This is a genomic window from Bradyrhizobium sp., from assembly GCF_049512235.1.
Taxonomy (GTDB): domain Bacteria; phylum Pseudomonadota; class Alphaproteobacteria; order Rhizobiales; family Xanthobacteraceae; genus Bradyrhizobium.
Window position 1 is genome coordinate 1 of sequence record NZ_JBEKXH010000291.1, and the last position, 15,130, is coordinate 15,130.

The window sequence follows — 15,130 nt, forward strand, 5'->3', positions numbered from 1 at the left end:
AGATTGGGCTGCATGATTCGCAGCTTGACGTTTGCAACCATCGTGGTCGGATGCAGGCTCAGGCGAACGGCGCCGAAAATTCCCATCGCGATGAGCAACGACACCGCGATGACAGGCGCGATCCACGGCTTGCGTCCGCGCGAACGTCCATCGATCAGCACCGCCGGGCTTGCGAAGATCGCCACCGCCAGAAATGTCAGGCCCCACAGGCCGATCAGCGACGCCGTCTGCGCCAGCGCCAGCGGCTCGGTCAGGGCGTAGCCGAACGTGTTCCATGGAAAGCCCGTGAGCACATGGCCGCGCAGCCATTCGCCCAGTGTCAGACTTGCCGCAAGGGCGATCACCCGCGAAGCGTCCCGGGTCCAGATCAGACGCGCCAGCGCAAAGCCCAAGGCGGTGAACAGCGCCAGATAGGCCGGCAGGCCCAATATCGCGAACGGCAGCAACCATGCGAAGGTGGATGCATCGACCAGGAACGCGTAGCCGATCCAGTACAGCCCCGGCACGAAATAGCCGAGGCCAAACCACCAGCCGGCCATCGCCGCTGCCGGGATGCCGCCCAGGCGCCCGGCGCCGGCGCCATCGATCAGCCAGACCGCGACCGGAAACGTCAGGAACAGCACCGGCCAGGCATTGAACGGCGCCATCGCCAGCACCGACAGCGCGCCGGCGGCGAGCGCGATGGCGGCGCGTTTCCATCCCCACGCCAGGATGATCGCAAGGGCGGCGGCACGGAAATTGTTCGCTGGGATCACTGCGAGCCGGCTCCGTCGCCGGGCGGCGGGCTGACATTGTCGTTGGCCTGCGGGGGACCTGGCTCCGAGCTTGCCTCGCGACGGCGGCCCTCGCGCGCGCGGGCGGCGGGGCGCTCCTTGCGGGTGGCGATGCGCAGGCGCTTGACCCGTCTCGGATCGGCATCCAGCACTTCGATTTCGAAATTGCCGGGACCTGAAATGACCTCGCCGCGCACCGGCAGGCGGCCGACATGGGTCACGAGATAGCCGCCAAGCGTCTCGACTTCTTCGCCGGCCTCGCCGGTGACGAAATCCTCGCCGATCACCGAGCGGACGTCGTCGAGGCTGGCGCGGGCGTCGGCGATGAAGGAATTATCCGCCTGCCGCACGATCGCCGGTGGCTCGTCGCTGTCGTGCTCGTCGTCGATCTCGCCGACGATCTGTTCGACGATGTCCTCGATCGAAACCAGGCCGTCGGTGCCGCCATATTCGTCCACCACCAGCGCCAAATGGATACGCGAGGCCTGCATCTGCGCCAACAGATCGATGGCGCGCATCGACGGCGGCACGAACAGCAGTTTGCGGATGATATTGGCGTCCGCGAGCGGCAGCGCGAGATCGACCGCGCGCAGATCGAGGCCGGCGGGCAACGGCTTGCGTTTGCTCTTGGCCTTGCCGGTGTCGGCAACCCGCGCTCTTGCCGTCATGAACGCCAGGAGATCGCGGATGTGAACGATGCCCTCGGGATCGTCGAGGGTTTCGTTGTAGACCACGAGCCGTGAATGCGCCGCACTCTCGAACAGGCTCATCAATTCGCCGAGCGGAATGTCGCGCTTGACGGCGATGATGTCGGCGCGATGGATCATGACATCGGCGATGCGCCGTTCGTGCAGGCCGAGAATGTTGCGCAGCATGGTGCGCTCGATGGCCGAAAATCCCACCTCGTCCGGCGTGCTTGCATCGAGCACGACCTGCAGGTCGTCGCGGACCGATCCCGGCTTCCATCCGAACAGGGTGCGGATCGCGCGCGTCAGCCAGTTCTCGCCGACCGGACGCAGCACTTCGGCGGGCGGCACCACCGCCGGCAGGTTGCGCGTATTGCGCGGATTGTCATGGGTCGGTTCGGAGTCCGCCATCTCAGTCCATCCGCTCCGCGTAGGGATCGGGAATGCCGAGTTGCGCCAGAATCTCCTGTTCCAGCGCTTCCATGGCCTCGGCGTCGTCATCTTTTTCGTGATCGTAACCGATCAGATGCAGGAAGCCGTGCACCGCCAGGTGGCTGAGGTGATGATCGAACGGCTTTTGTTCGTCATCGGCCTCGTTTCGCGTCGTTTCATAGGATATCGCGATGTCGCCGAGCATGCGCGGCGCGTTGTCTCCACCGCGCGGACCGGTCGGCGGCAAGGCCGGAAACGACAGCACGTTGGTCGGCTTGTCGATGCCGCGCCAGTTGCTGTTGAGCGTGCGCATCCCGGCATCGTCGGTCAGCATGATCGCGAGTTCGGCTTCGCCGAGGTCCGCTTCGACGATCTCGGCCGCGGTGGCAATGGCGCGATGGATCACGGCTTCGGCGTCGGGCTCGGCCTGCCAGCCATCGGCGACGACGAGAACCTCGGAAACAGGAAGGACAAAATGCGGCATCGGTCCGGCATCTCTTTGGCGGCCGGGGATTGCCTCCGGCGCACGTGCGGCAGCAGATCCGCCCATCAAGGCTTGCTGGTTGACGGCCGCTGCGGCAATCCTTCATAAGCCGCCACGATCCGCGCCACCAGTTCATGGCGGATCACATCTTCGGCCGTAAATTTCACCTGGGCGATGCCCTCGACGCCGTCGAGCAGTTTGGCGGCCTCGGCGAGACCCGAGGTCTGGCCGTTCGGCAGATCGACCTGCGAGGGATCGCCGGTGATGATCATGCGGCTGTTTTCGCCAAGCCGGGTCAGGAACATCTTCATCTGCATCGAGGTGGTGTTTTGCGCCTCGTCCAGAATGATGGCGGCATTGGTCAAGGTGCGGCCGCGCATGAACGCCAGCGGCGCGATCTCGATCTCGCCGGCTTGCAGCGCGCGCTCGACGATCCGCGAATCCATCAGGTCGTACAGCGCGTCGTAGATCGGCCGCAGATAGGGATCGACTTTCTCGCGCAGATCGCCGGGCAGGAAGCCCAGCCGTTCGCCGGCCTCGACCGCGGGCCGCGACAGGATGATGCGGTCGACCTCCTTGCGCTCGAACAGCTGCGCGGCATGGGCGACCGCGAGCCAGGTCTTGCCGGTGCCGGCCGGGCCGATGCCGAACACCATTTCGTGGCGCTTCAGCGCCCGGATGTAGGAGTCCTGCGCGGCGGTGCGCGCCCGCACCGGGCGCTTGCGCAGGTTGATGGTTTCGAATGACGATTTGACGGTCTTGGCATCGAATTCGAACAGCGAGCCCTGCGCGATGACGGCGCGGATCGCGCCTTCGACGTCGCCCTGCGCCAGATCGTGGCCCTGGGCCGCCTGCGCATACAGGGTCTCGAGCACGCGCCGCGCGGCGTCGCAGCCGTCGCGCGATCCGGCGATGGTGATGTGGTTGCCGCGCGAATCGACCACGACGCCGAGCCGGCGTTCGATCAGGGCCAGGTTCTGTCCATAGGGTCCGACCAGCGCCGAGGCGCCCCGGTTATCATCGAAGTCGATGACGACTTGCGTCTCGGGCGGGATCTGCATGTCGCGGTCAAGTTTGCGGCTGGGAGCAAGCGAAGGCGAATCCGATGCACTTTTTGGCAAGGCTTCAGCTTCCCGTCGTGATGTGAGAGGGGATGATTTGAGAACGTGTCGTCTGGGAAGGCGTGGTCTTCGCAAATGCGGGCTGCAGCCGCCGCGCTTCAGCCGGTTGCACGAGTTCGCCGAGCAGGCTGTAGCGCTCGAGGCTGTCGACCCTTACCGGCAATACCTGTCCGATAATGTCGGGCGACGCCATCACATGCGCCGGCTGCAGATAGGCGGTGCGCCCGACGATCTGGCCGGGATTGCGGGCCGCGCGCTCGAACAGCACATCGACAGTGGTGCCAATCGCAGCCTGGTTGAAGGCCGATTGCTGGCTGTCGATCAATTGCTGGAGCCGCACCAATCGTTCGTCCATATCTGCCGCTGACACCGTCTCCCTTATCTCCGCCGCCGGCGTCCCCGGCCGCGGCGAATATTTGAACGAGTAGGCGCCAGCGTATCCGATTTGCGCGACAAGCGCGAGGGTGGCCTGGAAATCTTCCTCCGTCTCGCCGGGGAAACCCACGATAAAATCCGATGAAAATGCAATATCTTGGCGGACAGCACGAAACCGGTCGATGACCCCGCGGTAATCATCGGCGGTATGTTTGCGGTTCATTGCAGCGAGAATGCGGTCGGAACCGGACTGCACCGGGAGGTGCACGAAAGGCATCAGCGCCGGCAGATCGCGATGCGCGGCGATCAAGCTGTCGTCGACATCGAGGGGATGGCTGGTCGAGTAGCGCAAGCGGATGATGCCGGCTATGTCGGCAAGGCGATGCAGCAAGCTGCCGAGCGACCACGTCCGCCCGTCCGGTCCGTCGCCGTGATAGGCGTTGACGTTCTGCCCGATCAAGGTGATTTCGCAAACGCCATGGTCGGCGAGCCTGCGGACGTCGTCGACGATCCGGGCCACCGGGCGCGAAATCTCGGCGCCGCGCGTATAAGGCACCACGCAGAAGGTGCAGAATTTATCGCAGCCTTCCTGCACGGTGACAAAGGACGAGATGCCGCGGGCGCGGATCACATCGGGCTGCGGCGGCGCCAGGAAGGAGAACTTGTCGTGCACCGGAAATTCGGTCTCAAGCGCCCGGCCATGGCGCCGCGCATGCTCGAGCAGTTGCGGCAGATGGTGATAGCTTTGCGGCCCGACCACGACATCGACAATCGGGGCGCGGCGGATGATCTCCTGGCCTTCGGCCTGCGCCACGCAGCCAGCCACCGCGATTGAGATCTGGCGTCCGTTGCGGGCGGCGTCGTCCTTGACCGCGCGCAGCCGTCCCAGTTCGGAGTACACCTTCTCGGAAGCCTTTTCGCGGATATGGCAGGTGTTGAGGATCACGAGGTCCGCATCGTCGACGCCTTTGGTCTCGATGTAGCCTTCCCCCGCCAGCGTATCCACCATGCGCTGCGCATCGTAGACATTCATCTGGCAACCATAGGACTTGATATGCAGCTTGCGCGGCGGCTTCATGGAACCCGAGTGCTGGTCGTGAGACGGCGCCGGTGCGCCACCGGGCTCAATTATACGCTAACGGGCAGGAAATCCAGCGTGAGCGCGGAAAAAGGCCGTCATTCCGGGGCGTGAACGAAGTGAGCGAACCCGGAATCTCGAGATTCCCCGATGTGCGATTGCACATCTGAGGTTCGCGCTGTGCGCGCCCCGGAATGACAAAAGCTGCCGGATCAAATTCGACAATGCCGCATGTCGTCGAACGTCATGCTGGCCCCGGCGCGATCAAAAATGACGAGAGCGACGTTTGAGTTCGAGGCCTGCACGCGCTCAGGACTTGTCGTCCTCGAGCGGCACGCAATACAGTTCGAGCCGGTGGTCGACCAGTTTGTAGCCGAGCTTGCGGGCGATTTCGGCCTGCAGCTTTTCGATCTCCTCGGAGGTGAATTCGATCACCTTGCCGTCACGCAGATTGATCAGATGATCGTGATGGCTGTCACGCATCTGTTCATAGCGGGCGCGGCCCTCGCGAAAGTCGTGTCGTTCGATGATGCCGGCGTCCTCGAACAGCTTGACGGTCCGGTACACCGTCGAAATCGAGATCTTGTCGTCGACCGCAACGCAGCGGCGATAAAGTTCCTCGACGTCGGGATGGTCGGCCGCTTCCGCCAGCACGCGCGCGATGACGCGGCGCTGCTCGGTCATGCGCATGCCGGTGGCGGCGCAGCGCGCCTCGATGCCGGTGGCCTTGAGCGCGGACGCGGATTTCAATGCGGTCATGGTCTTTGCCCTGGGCAACAGCGCATCAGCCGCCACAGCGAGAGCGGTTTGGCGACAGGATCATGCGCCGTTCAATGACTTGCTGTTGTGCCACCGCGCGGGCATTACGACAAGTCGCGGCGCATCAGAACCGCGCTCAATTGTTCCCCGTTCGGTTGCCGATAATAGCGCTCGCGGCGTCCAGCCACGGCAAATCCGGCCCGGTCGTAGAGCCGCCGCGCCGGCTGGTTGTTTTCCTCGACTTCGAGGAATACGGTCCGCACGCCGCGGCCCGCGAGATGGCCGAGATGGGTCAGCAGCAGGGTGCGCGAGAGGCCGCGCCCGCGATGGGATGCGGCAACCGCGATCGAAAGTATCTCGGCCTCGTCCGCCGCCAGGCGCGACACCGCGAAGCCCACCGTTTTTCGTCCGACCCTGAGGCGGTGAACGAGCGTGTTGCGTTCGGTCAGCATGGCCTCGAATTCGCCTTCGCCCCAGCCGCGATGAAAGGATTCGCCGTGAATTTCGGCAAGAACAGGCGCGTCGCGCAGCGTCGCCGGTTCGATCACGGCGGCGCCGCCGCTCCACAGTTCGGAGAGCCAGCTCATCATGACGCGGGGGTTGGCAGCGAGGCCTTTGGAAGCGGATCTGCGGGGAGTTTGGCATCGGGCGCGCGCAGATAATAGGGGCGGGCCGGCGCCATCTCCGGGCTGACCGCGGCTCCGACCCAGGCCACCCAGGCGATATCCGGCGCCGGTTGCGCATCGACCCTGACCGGCGGCGGTGCGAGAGCCGGCCAGCGGTCGGCAAGAATTCCGGCGGCATTGCCGACCAGATGCGGCGCCCCGAAGCGCGAGGCGTCGAGCGCCTCGGCGATCGGCGCGATCCGCGGCCGGATCAGCGCGCTACCGTCGCCGCGGATCACCTGAAAATACACCTGGTCATGCCGCGCATCGATCGCCGAAATGACCGGGGCTGCGTTGTTCTGGCTGACCACCGGGGCGGCGTAGGCCGTCAGCGTCGTCAGCCCGACGGCCGGCCTGTCGGCGGCCAGCGCAATGCCGCGCGCGGCAGAGAGGCCGACCCGCAATCCGGTAAAGCTGCCGGGGCCGGTGGTCACCGCGATACGGTCGAGCGACGCGAAGCCGATGCCGGACTGCTTCATGACCCGGGCGATCAGCGGCATCAGGGCTTCGGCGTGGCCGCGCTTCATGGCCAGCGATTCCTGCGCAATCAGCTTGCCGGCGGAGGTGTCGAGTATGCCGGCGGCGCAGGCGTCCAGCGCTGTATCGATCGCGAGGATCAGCATGGAGAAGGAGCGAATAGCGAATAGCGAGTAGCGCATATAATCTCCGGAGCGGCAGCTGTTTCAGCCCAGCTGTTCAACGCCACTCGGAATTCGCTACTCACTCGTCGCAACTCCCCACATCCATCGGCCGGACTTCATCCTGGATAACTTCGTAGGGTGGGCAAAGGCGCCCTTCGCGCCGTGCCCACCATGACAATGGTGCTCTCTGTGTGGTGGGCACGCTTGCGCTTTGCCCACCCTACGGTCGCCGCTCACATCGGCCGGACTTCGACGACGTCGGGCACAAAATGCTTGAGCAGGTTCTGGATGCCGTGCTGCAGCGTCGCGGTGGATGACGGGCAGCCCGAGCAGGCGCCCTTCATGTTGAGGTAGACGATGCCGTCCTTGAAGCCGCGGAAGGTGATGTCGCCACCGTCGGCGGCGACCGCCGGCCGTACCCTGGTTTCGATCAGCTCCTTGATGGTGGCAACCGTCTCGGCGTCCTCTTCGCGGAAGAACTCGGCGTCCGCATCGGCGGCCTCGTCGCTTGCGGCGCTGCCGTCGGCCAACAGCGGCGCGCCGGACATGTAGTGCTCCATGATGGCGCCGAGGATCGCCGGCTTGAGATGCTGCCAGTCGGGGCCGTCCTTGGTCACGGTGACGAAATCGGAGCCGTAAAACACGCTGGTGATGCCGGGCACGCCCAACAATGTCTCGGCGAGCGGCGAGCGCGCCGCGGCCTCGCGGCTGGTAAATTCCATCGTGCCGCTATCGAGCACAATGCGGCCGGGAATGAATTTCAGGGTCGAGGGATTGGGGGTGGCTTCGGTCTGGATGAACATGGCTTTCTCCGGCATCGCCGGTTCAAGGCCGGCGTGTGAGCTTCCTTAACAGATGGCGACGGCGAACGCACGATCAAGGTGGACGGCTCCCCTCCCCCCATATGCGCCAGCTTAAGCGCGCCAGTCAGGTGGCCCCAACTCTCTCACTCCCTCTCCCCGCTTCTTTAGCGCGGGAGAGGGTGGGGTGAGGGGACCACTCGGGCGGTCCCGATGCGGCGCCCCCCCTCACCCAACCCTCTCCCGCCCCCGCGAAAGCTACGCTTTCGCTTGGGGGGAGAGGGAGCCCACCGTCTACGCGGCCGGCGTCCGGGACACGAGTTCTTAAGCTAGCTAGCGCGTATGTCCCCTCCCCCCACGCGCATCGCGCGTGGTGGGAGCTTGTGACCTCATGCTGAGTTCGCACCGGCGCCGCCGACCCATGGACGGACTGCCTGCGAAATCGGACGCGGTTAATTTGAGGTCTGCCCTACGACAAGGCGTCGATGTCCGCGTCGCTCAAATCGCCGGGGGATCGGGAACGAGCCGGCCACGTCCGCCATCAAGGTAATGATCGGGCCGGGGCCTTCCGCCCCCGGGTTGGCGGCCAGCACCAGCATGGCGATATCGACATCCTTGTCGATGACGTCGAGGATCTCTTGGGTGGGGTCGCCCTCGCGGATCACGCGTTCCGGGGTGATCGCGGCGATGCCATTGGCGCGGCCGGCCGCGCGATCGAGCGCGGCGTTGGCTTCCTCATGGGCTTCGGCGCGCATGATGTCGGCGACCCCGAGCCACTGCTGGTTCTGGTCGTCGGTCTCGATGATGCGCAGCATCACCACGCCGCCGCCGCCGCGGATGGCCCAGCGGCTGGCGTAATAGACCGCGCGATCCCATTCGGCGCTCTCGTCGACAATGACCAGACATTTTGGCTTGTGACCCGTCTGGTAGCTGCGTCGCTGGGTGGTCATGCATGTCCCGATGCTGCGCCAGGCAGGCCTGCATGCTGCCACGGCGCGGCCGTGTCAGACAAGCGGCGAATGTCCCAAGGCATCAGCGCTTGCGGACGAAGCCGACGACATCCTTGAGCGCCTTCATGGTGTCGGCGGCGATGGCGCGGGCACGGTCGGCGCCGTCGACCAGGATCGCATCGACATGGCCGGGATCGGCGACCAGCCGCTTCATCTCGGAGGCGATCGGCGAAAGCTTCGCGACGCAGAGCTCCACCAGCGCGTTCTTGAAATTGGAAAATTGCCCGCCGCCGAATTCGCCGAGCACACTGGCCTTGCTGCGGCCCGACAGCGCGGCGTAGATCCCGACCAGATTGTCGGCTTCGGGGCGCGCATCGAGGCCCTTTTCCTCCGACGGCAGCGGCTCCGGATCGGTCTTCGCCTTGCGGATCTTCTGCGCGATGGTGTCGGCATCGTCGGTGAGATTGATGCGCGAATTGTCCGACGCATCCGATTTCGACATTTTCTTGGTGCCGTCGCGCAGCGACATCACCCGCGTCGCAGGCCCGGTGATCAGCGGCTCGGGCTGCGGAAAAAACAATCCGTCATCGAAGCCGTGACCGCGGATCGAGTCGCCGAAATCGTTGTTGAACTTCTGGGCGATATCGCGGGACAGTTCGAGGTGCTGCTTCTGGTCCTCGCCGACCGGAACATGGGTGGCGCGATAGAGCAGGATGTCGGCCGCCATCAGCACCGGATAGTCGTAGAGACCGACCGAGGCGGCCTCGCGGTCCTTGCCGGCCTTTTCCTTGAACTGGGTCATGCGGTTGAGCCAGCCGACCCGCGCCACGCAATTGAAGATCCAGGCCAGCTCCGCGTGCCCGGACACCTGGCTCTGGTTGAACACGATGTGCTTGTTCGGGTCGATACCTGAGGCAATGAAGGCCGCGGTGACCTCGCGGGTGTTGCGCGCAAGCTCGGCCGGACCGCCCCACACCTCGACCGGCTGCGTCAGCGCGTGCATGTCGACCACGCAATACAGGCAGTTGTGGCTCTGCTGCAGCTTGACGAAGTTGACGATGGCGCCGAGGTAATTGCCGAGGTGCAGATTGCCCGTCGGCTGGACGCCTGAAAAAACCCGTTCAACAAATGCCATTGTTCATTCCCGCGCGACTGGTTCGCGCCGTCCCATGCCACGCGCGCATCACTCGCGCAAGTCGGAGGCCGGCTTAGGTATTACCCTGGGGCGGATGGCGCGCCACGCGGCGGTCCAGCCGATCACGCCGAGCAGAAGCAGAAGCAGGCCGTAAATCATCATGGCACCGGCGATCAGCACCAACAGCAGCGCTGCTTGCGCGATACCAGGCGCGTTCGCGGCCAGCGGCAGCACGAAACTCGCCTTGAGCCACAACAGTGCGCCCATGCCGATGGCCGCCGCGACGATGCGCGGCAGCCGCCGTCGCGCCGCGTCATCGATCGAGAACCCGAAGGTCGCAGCGCCGCGCCGGATCAACGACAGCGCGCTGCTCCAGGCGCCCGCGGCGATGCTGGCGGCGATACCACCGGCGCCGAACAGCCGGCCGAGCACCAGCGCCAGCACGATCGCGACCGCCAATCCCTTCAAGGTTGCCAGAAGCGGCGTTGCGGTATCATCGCGGGCGAAGAAGGCCGGCGACAGCGACTTGACCAGCACATGCGCGGGCAGGCCGAGCGCCAGCCAGATCAGCGCCTGCGCCGTGGAACCGGTATCGGACGCGCTGAACAGGCCGTGCTGGAACAGCATCCGCACAATGGGCTCGCGCAGCACGATCAATCCCAGCATCGCCGGCAATGCCAGACCGACCGCGAGTTCGAGGCCGCGCGACTCGGCCTCGGTGACGGCGTTGCGATCGCCGCCGCGCAAGGCGCGCGCCAGTGCCGGCACCATGACGGTGCCCATGGCGACGCCGACGATGCCGAGCGGCAGCTCGATCAGCCGGTTGGCGAAATACAGCCACGACACCGCCGAGGGCTCGGACGATGCGATGATGGCGCCGGCGACGACCAGCGTTTGCGGCCCTGAACTCGCGATCATGCCCGGAATGGCCTTACCGAAAAAGCCGCGCATCTCGCCGTCGAAGGATACGCGCAGCGGCGTCGCGACGTGGCCTGTGCCGCGGCGCAGCAGCAGAACCGACAATTGCAGCAGGCCGGAAATACCGACACTCGCCGCAATCGCCGGCGCGGCAGCGTTCGCCTCAAGGCGCCAGCCGAACAGCGCGGCCATCACCGCGATCAGCGCGATGTTGAACAACAGCGGCGAGAACGCCGGCAGCGCAAAGCGGCCTTGCGCATTCATCAGCGCCATCAAGACCGTGACCGGACCTGCGAAAGCGAGATAAGGCAGCATCAGGCGGGCGTCGTCGACGGCCAGTCGCAGCGTCGGCTGTCCGGAAAACCCCGGCGCCAGCACCGCGATCACAAACGGCATCGACAGGCCGATCAACAACGTCGTGCCGATCAGGGCCGCGCTGACGGTGCCGAGCACGCGCCCCGCGAAAGCTGTGGCCGCCTCGCTGCCCTCTGCCTCGCGCACCCGCAGCCAGGCCGGCACCAGCGCGGCATTGAGCGCACCCTCGGTCAACAGCCGCCTGACGACGTTGACCAGCTGGAAGGCCACCAGGAATGCATCGGCGACCGCGCCGGTGCCGAGCAGCGCCGCGATCATCGCATCGCGCGCGAACCCGAGCAGCCGCGAGGCCAGCGTTCCCGTCGACACGGTGAGGAAGGAGCGGATCATGAAACCTCTAGTACCGTGTTTTTGAAGTTCGAATCATATCGGCATCCTCCACCGACCTGATCCCGTGGGAGCATCGCGTAAGCGATGCGTCTCGAAGGTGGCTGCAGGCGACGGCCGTAAAAGCGCCATCCTTCGTGACGCCCGGCTTCGCTGCGCTCTGCCGGGCTCCTGATACCAGACCTGGGATGAGGAGGTTCCAACCGTCATTGCGAGGAGCTCTTGCGACGAAGCAATCCAGCTTTTCTTTCTGTGGCGGCGATGGATTGCTTCGCTCAATCGAGCGCGCGTTCGCGCGCGCGATTGGCTCGCAATGACGACCCAAGATATGCACCCTATCAGCCCTATTTCTAACCAGGCTTTTCATTCGAAACCGGGTTTCATGGGCAGCGGGTCGGCCACGCCGATGGGAAACTCAGGATGAGGTCCGGGGGTTCTGAACCGATTGGTTTCATCGATCGTCTGGGATGGCATCGCTTGCTGGCGCTGTGTTGATCGTGATAGGCCGCACCACCCTCGGATCAAACCGACTTGGACCGGATTATCCGCCCACCGCGATTGCTGCAACAGGACCTAATTGAATGACTTCAGCGAAATACGACGTTCTCGGGATCGGCAACGCGATTTTCGACGTCTTGGTTAAGACCGACGAAGGTTTTCTGGGCGCGCACGGCATGACCAAAGGCGGCATGGCCCTGATCGACGAGGCCCGCGCGGCTGCAATTTATCAGGACATGGGCCCGGCCACGGAAATGTCCGGCGGCTCGGCGGCCAACACCATCGTCGGCCTGGCCAGTTTCGGCGCCCGCACCGCCTATGTCGGCAAGATCAGGGACGACCAGATCGGACGTCTCTACACCCACGACATCCGCGCCGCCGGCGTCGCGTTCCAGACCAGGCCGGCCAAGGACGGCCCCGCCACCGGCTGCTCCTACATCCTGGTGACGCCGGACGGCGAGCGCACCATGAACACCTATCTCGGCGCGGCGCAGGAGCTGACGCCAGGCGATATCGACCCGACCGAGATCGCAGCCTCAAGCATCGTCTATCTCGAAGGCTATCTCTGGGACCCGAAGAACGCCAAGGATGCCTTTGTCAAAGCCTCGACCATCGCCCATAACGCCGGTCGCCAGGTCGCGCTGACGCTGTCGGATTCCTTTTGCGTGGACCGCTATCGCGGCGAGTTCCTCGACCTGATGCGCGGCGGCACCGTCGATCTGGTGTTCGCCAACGAGGCCGAACTGCATTCGCTGTACCAGACCTCGGATTTCGATACCGCGCTGACGCAGCTGCGCGCCGACGTGAAGCTCGGCGTCGTCACCCGCAGCGCCAAAGGCTGCGTGGTGGCTTCCAAAGACGGCATCGCCATGGTGCCGGCCTTTCCAATTCGGGAGATGGTGGACACCACAGGCGCCGGCGACCTGTTCGCCGCCGGATTTCTGTTCGGTCTGGTGCGCGGCACCGGCCACGAAATCGCCGGTCGGTTGGGTGCGCTGGCGGCGGCTGAGGTCATCCAGCACATCGGGGCAAGGCCGCAGACGTCGCTGAAGCAACTGGCGCAGCAGAACGGGCTGCCGGTGTAGGCGCTTTCCGGGTCAGGGGAGCAGCGCGGATACGACTGCTACGACGCGGGCGGATTGACGCATAGATCGTAGGGCGGATTAGCACTCGTAGGATGGGTTGAGCTCTTCGCGAAACCCATCATATTGTTCTCAAACTGCAATTGATGGGTGTCGCTCTCGCTCTACCCATCCTAAGCGCTATCGCGGAGGCCCAACGCAAGGCGGATCAGAAACAAAGTCGAACATGACCGGAATGTCTTTCAGGGTGAACGGGCCAAAAGTTATGAGATCGCCAGCGCGGAATCCGGCATCGGCACGCAATGGATTTCCGGCGGAATCTCGGCCAACAATGTCGCCGTAAAGTCCGGGATCTTCGCATTTACGGCAGCCCCCGCATATCGCATGCGCTCATGCGGGCTACTTGCTGGCTCAGCAAAACGGTCTGCCGGTGTAGGCGATTCGCCCTTCTTACCTCTCAGTGCGGGCGGAGGCGAAGCCGCAACCCGCCATCTTGGCGGCTCATACCGGCGGATCATGACGACCTGGAATAATTATATGCAGCGTCACCGTAACCCCGGTGTTGTACGCTCGGTTGCTGACGACGGCGGCGGGCCGCTTCTTCGAGGCGGCCTGGCTGGTGAACGGGAACGGCACCAGGATGACGTCGCCGAACTCAAAGGGCATCGTAGGCGTCGTCGTCCGGGTTGTTCCAGATCGCGGCGAAGGCCGGTGCGCTCGCGTCCGAGGCGGAACGAGTGAGCGCGCGCTCCTGCTCACGCAGCCAGATGAAATCGACGAAATCCTCGACCTCGGCGATCCGCTCGGCGGGCAGCGCCTCGATCTTCTCGATCAGGGCTTGGGTATGGGCGGGCAAGATAGCTCCCTCCTTGGCGAACGTAGCCCGGATGAGCGAAGCGACATCCGGGATCGTCGAATTTACGGCGGCCCCCCGCATATCGCAAGCGCTCATGCGGGCTACTTGCTGAACCCTCCGTGCCAATGATCATGAGACATCTGAGTCCGAAAAGTTTAACCTCGCGGCTGAAGTCATCCAGCACATCGGCGCGTGGCCGCAGGTGTCGCTGAAGGAACTGTCGCAGCAAAACGGGTTGCCGGTGTAGCGCTACGCCTTTGCTACAACGCGCCCCGCAAGAGCACCCAAGCAGGCACTCGTAGGATGGGTTGAGCCCTTCGCGAAACCCATCATGATGTTCTCAGACTGTAATTGATGGGTATTGCTCTCGCTCTACCCATCCTACGCACTGGCGCAGCAGAACGGGCTGGTGGTGTAGCGCGCTTTCCTTACCACGCCTCGCTTGCGGGGAGAGAGCTTGCCCGGGCTTGACCTGGGAGCCTGCCCAGGGCTTGACCCGGGGTCGGATCGCATCGCTGATGTGCTCCGGGTGAGGGGGACTATACGCATTCATGAATTTGGCCAAGGAGCAATTTGGATGGGTAGGATCTTGCGCATTCTCGGCGCGGCGGTTGCGCTGGCGGCCGGCGTCGGAGCAACGACGAGAGGAACCTGCGCGCTGGCTTCGGAATCGGTGGCCGTCACCGCATCACACCTCGGACAGCGAGCGCTCGACGATCCCGCCGCCTTCGATTTCGTGGCAGCGCTGACGACCGAGATCGGGCCGCGTCTGGCCGGCACTGACGCCCATCGGCGGGCGGTCGCATGGGCTGAGGGCAGGCTGAAAGCCGCGGGCTTCGAGAACGTGCACTCCGAGCCATTCAGCATCTCCGCCTGGATCCGCGGCGCCGAAAGCGCTGACATCGAAGGTCCGGTGCCGCAGCATCTGGCTGTGACCGCCTTGGGCGGCTCGGTCGCAACCGATGCCGGCGGCATCGAGGCCGAGATTTCGCTGTTTCGGACCTACGACGATCTGCTTGCGGCTGCTCCGGGGTCGCTCAACGGCAAAATCGCCGTCGTGACCCAGCGCATGGTGCGGGCGCAGGACGGCAGCGGCTACGGCGCCGCCAACCCGATCCGGCGTTACGGTCCCTCCGAGGCCGCCAAGCGCGGTGCCGTCGGTTATCTGTTGCGAT

General features: G+C 64.8%; 14 protein-coding genes and 2 pseudogenes. 2 read left to right on the forward strand and 14 right to left on the reverse strand.

Annotation, left to right across the window (positions count from 1 at the left end; all coding sequences use genetic code 11):
- The 12 genes and pseudogenes from ABSG20_RS23405 to murJ all read right to left on the reverse strand — a co-directional run.
- Window positions 1-755, reverse strand: a pseudogene (locus tag ABSG20_RS23405) (apolipoprotein N-acyltransferase); the annotation flags it as partial.
- Window positions 752-1,870 (reverse strand): hemolysin family protein, encoded by a 1,119-nt coding sequence (locus ABSG20_RS23410; protein WP_423866885.1) that lies wholly within the window; start codon window positions 1,868-1,870, stop codon window positions 752-754. The gene ABSG20_RS23410 and the pseudogene ABSG20_RS23405, both read right to left, overlap by 4 nt.
- Window position 1,871: 1 nt before the next feature.
- Entirely contained in the window at window positions 1,872-2,375 is a 504-nt protein-coding gene (gene ybeY / locus ABSG20_RS23415) for an rRNA maturation RNase YbeY (RefSeq protein WP_423866886.1), read from the reverse strand.
- Window positions 2,376-2,440: 65 nt separating this feature from the next.
- Window positions 2,441-3,496, reverse strand: a complete 1,056-nt coding sequence (locus ABSG20_RS23420) for a PhoH family protein (protein ID WP_423866887.1) — start codon at window positions 3,494-3,496, stop codon at window positions 2,441-2,443.
- A 4-nt stretch (window positions 3,497-3,500) separates the two neighbouring features.
- On the reverse strand, window positions 3,501-4,949 hold the full coding sequence (gene miaB, locus ABSG20_RS23425; RefSeq protein WP_423866888.1) for a tRNA (N6-isopentenyl adenosine(37)-C2)-methylthiotransferase MiaB: 1,449 nt from the start codon (window positions 4,947-4,949) through the stop codon (window positions 3,501-3,503).
- A 309-nt stretch (window positions 4,950-5,258) separates the two neighbouring features.
- Window positions 5,259-5,708, reverse strand: coding sequence for a Fur family transcriptional regulator (locus tag ABSG20_RS23430; protein WP_423866889.1), 450 nt, complete (start codon window positions 5,706-5,708; stop codon window positions 5,259-5,261).
- A 104-nt stretch (window positions 5,709-5,812) separates the two neighbouring features.
- Window positions 5,813-6,298 carry a ribosomal protein S18-alanine N-acetyltransferase gene (gene rimI, locus ABSG20_RS23435; RefSeq protein WP_423866890.1) on the reverse strand — a complete coding sequence of 162 codons (486 nt, stop codon included), beginning with the start codon at window positions 6,296-6,298 and terminating at the stop codon, window positions 5,813-5,815.
- A complete protein-coding gene (tsaB, locus tag ABSG20_RS23440) occupies window positions 6,295-6,996 on the reverse strand; it encodes a tRNA (adenosine(37)-N6)-threonylcarbamoyltransferase complex dimerization subunit type 1 TsaB (protein WP_423866898.1) in 702 nt (233 codons plus the stop codon). The genes rimI and tsaB overlap by 4 nt, the downstream gene beginning before the upstream one ends.
- A gap of 251 nt (window positions 6,997-7,247) precedes the next feature.
- Window positions 7,248-7,817 carry a NifU family protein gene (locus ABSG20_RS23445; RefSeq protein ID WP_423866891.1) on the reverse strand — a complete coding sequence of 190 codons (570 nt, stop codon included), beginning with the start codon at window positions 7,815-7,817 and terminating at the stop codon, window positions 7,248-7,250.
- A gap of 466 nt (window positions 7,818-8,283) precedes the next feature.
- Window positions 8,284-8,764 (reverse strand): annotated as a pseudogene (locus ABSG20_RS23450) (universal stress protein).
- 82 nt (window positions 8,765-8,846) lie between these two features.
- Window positions 8,847-9,899, reverse strand: coding sequence for a tryptophan--tRNA ligase (gene trpS / locus ABSG20_RS23455; RefSeq protein ID WP_423866892.1), 1,053 nt, complete (start codon window positions 9,897-9,899; stop codon window positions 8,847-8,849).
- Window positions 9,900-9,947: 48 nt separating this feature from the next.
- A complete protein-coding gene (gene murJ / locus ABSG20_RS23460) occupies window positions 9,948-11,522 on the reverse strand; it encodes a murein biosynthesis integral membrane protein MurJ (RefSeq protein ID WP_423866893.1) in 1,575 nt (524 codons plus the stop codon).
- 578 nt (window positions 11,523-12,100) lie between these two features.
- Here murJ and ABSG20_RS23465 point away from each other — a divergent pair.
- A complete protein-coding gene (locus tag ABSG20_RS23465; protein WP_423866894.1) occupies window positions 12,101-13,102 on the forward strand; it encodes an adenosine kinase in 1,002 nt (333 codons plus the stop codon).
- A gap of 498 nt (window positions 13,103-13,600) precedes the next feature.
- Here ABSG20_RS23465 and ABSG20_RS23470 read toward each other — a convergent pair whose 3' ends face one another.
- Both ABSG20_RS23470 and ABSG20_RS23475 read right to left on the reverse strand, forming a co-directional pair.
- Window positions 13,601-13,765 (reverse strand): hypothetical protein, encoded by a 165-nt coding sequence (locus tag ABSG20_RS23470; protein WP_423866895.1) that lies wholly within the window; start codon window positions 13,763-13,765, stop codon window positions 13,601-13,603.
- Window positions 13,755-13,955, reverse strand: coding sequence for a hypothetical protein (locus ABSG20_RS23475; protein WP_423866896.1), 201 nt, complete (start codon window positions 13,953-13,955; stop codon window positions 13,755-13,757). Before ABSG20_RS23475 ends, ABSG20_RS23470 begins: the two co-directional genes overlap by 11 nt.
- Window positions 13,956-14,532: 577 nt before the next feature.
- Here ABSG20_RS23475 and ABSG20_RS23480 point away from each other — a divergent pair.
- Window positions 14,533-15,130: zinc-binding metallopeptidase family protein (locus ABSG20_RS23480; RefSeq protein ID WP_423866897.1), on the forward strand; the 598-nt coding region annotated here is incomplete at its 3' end.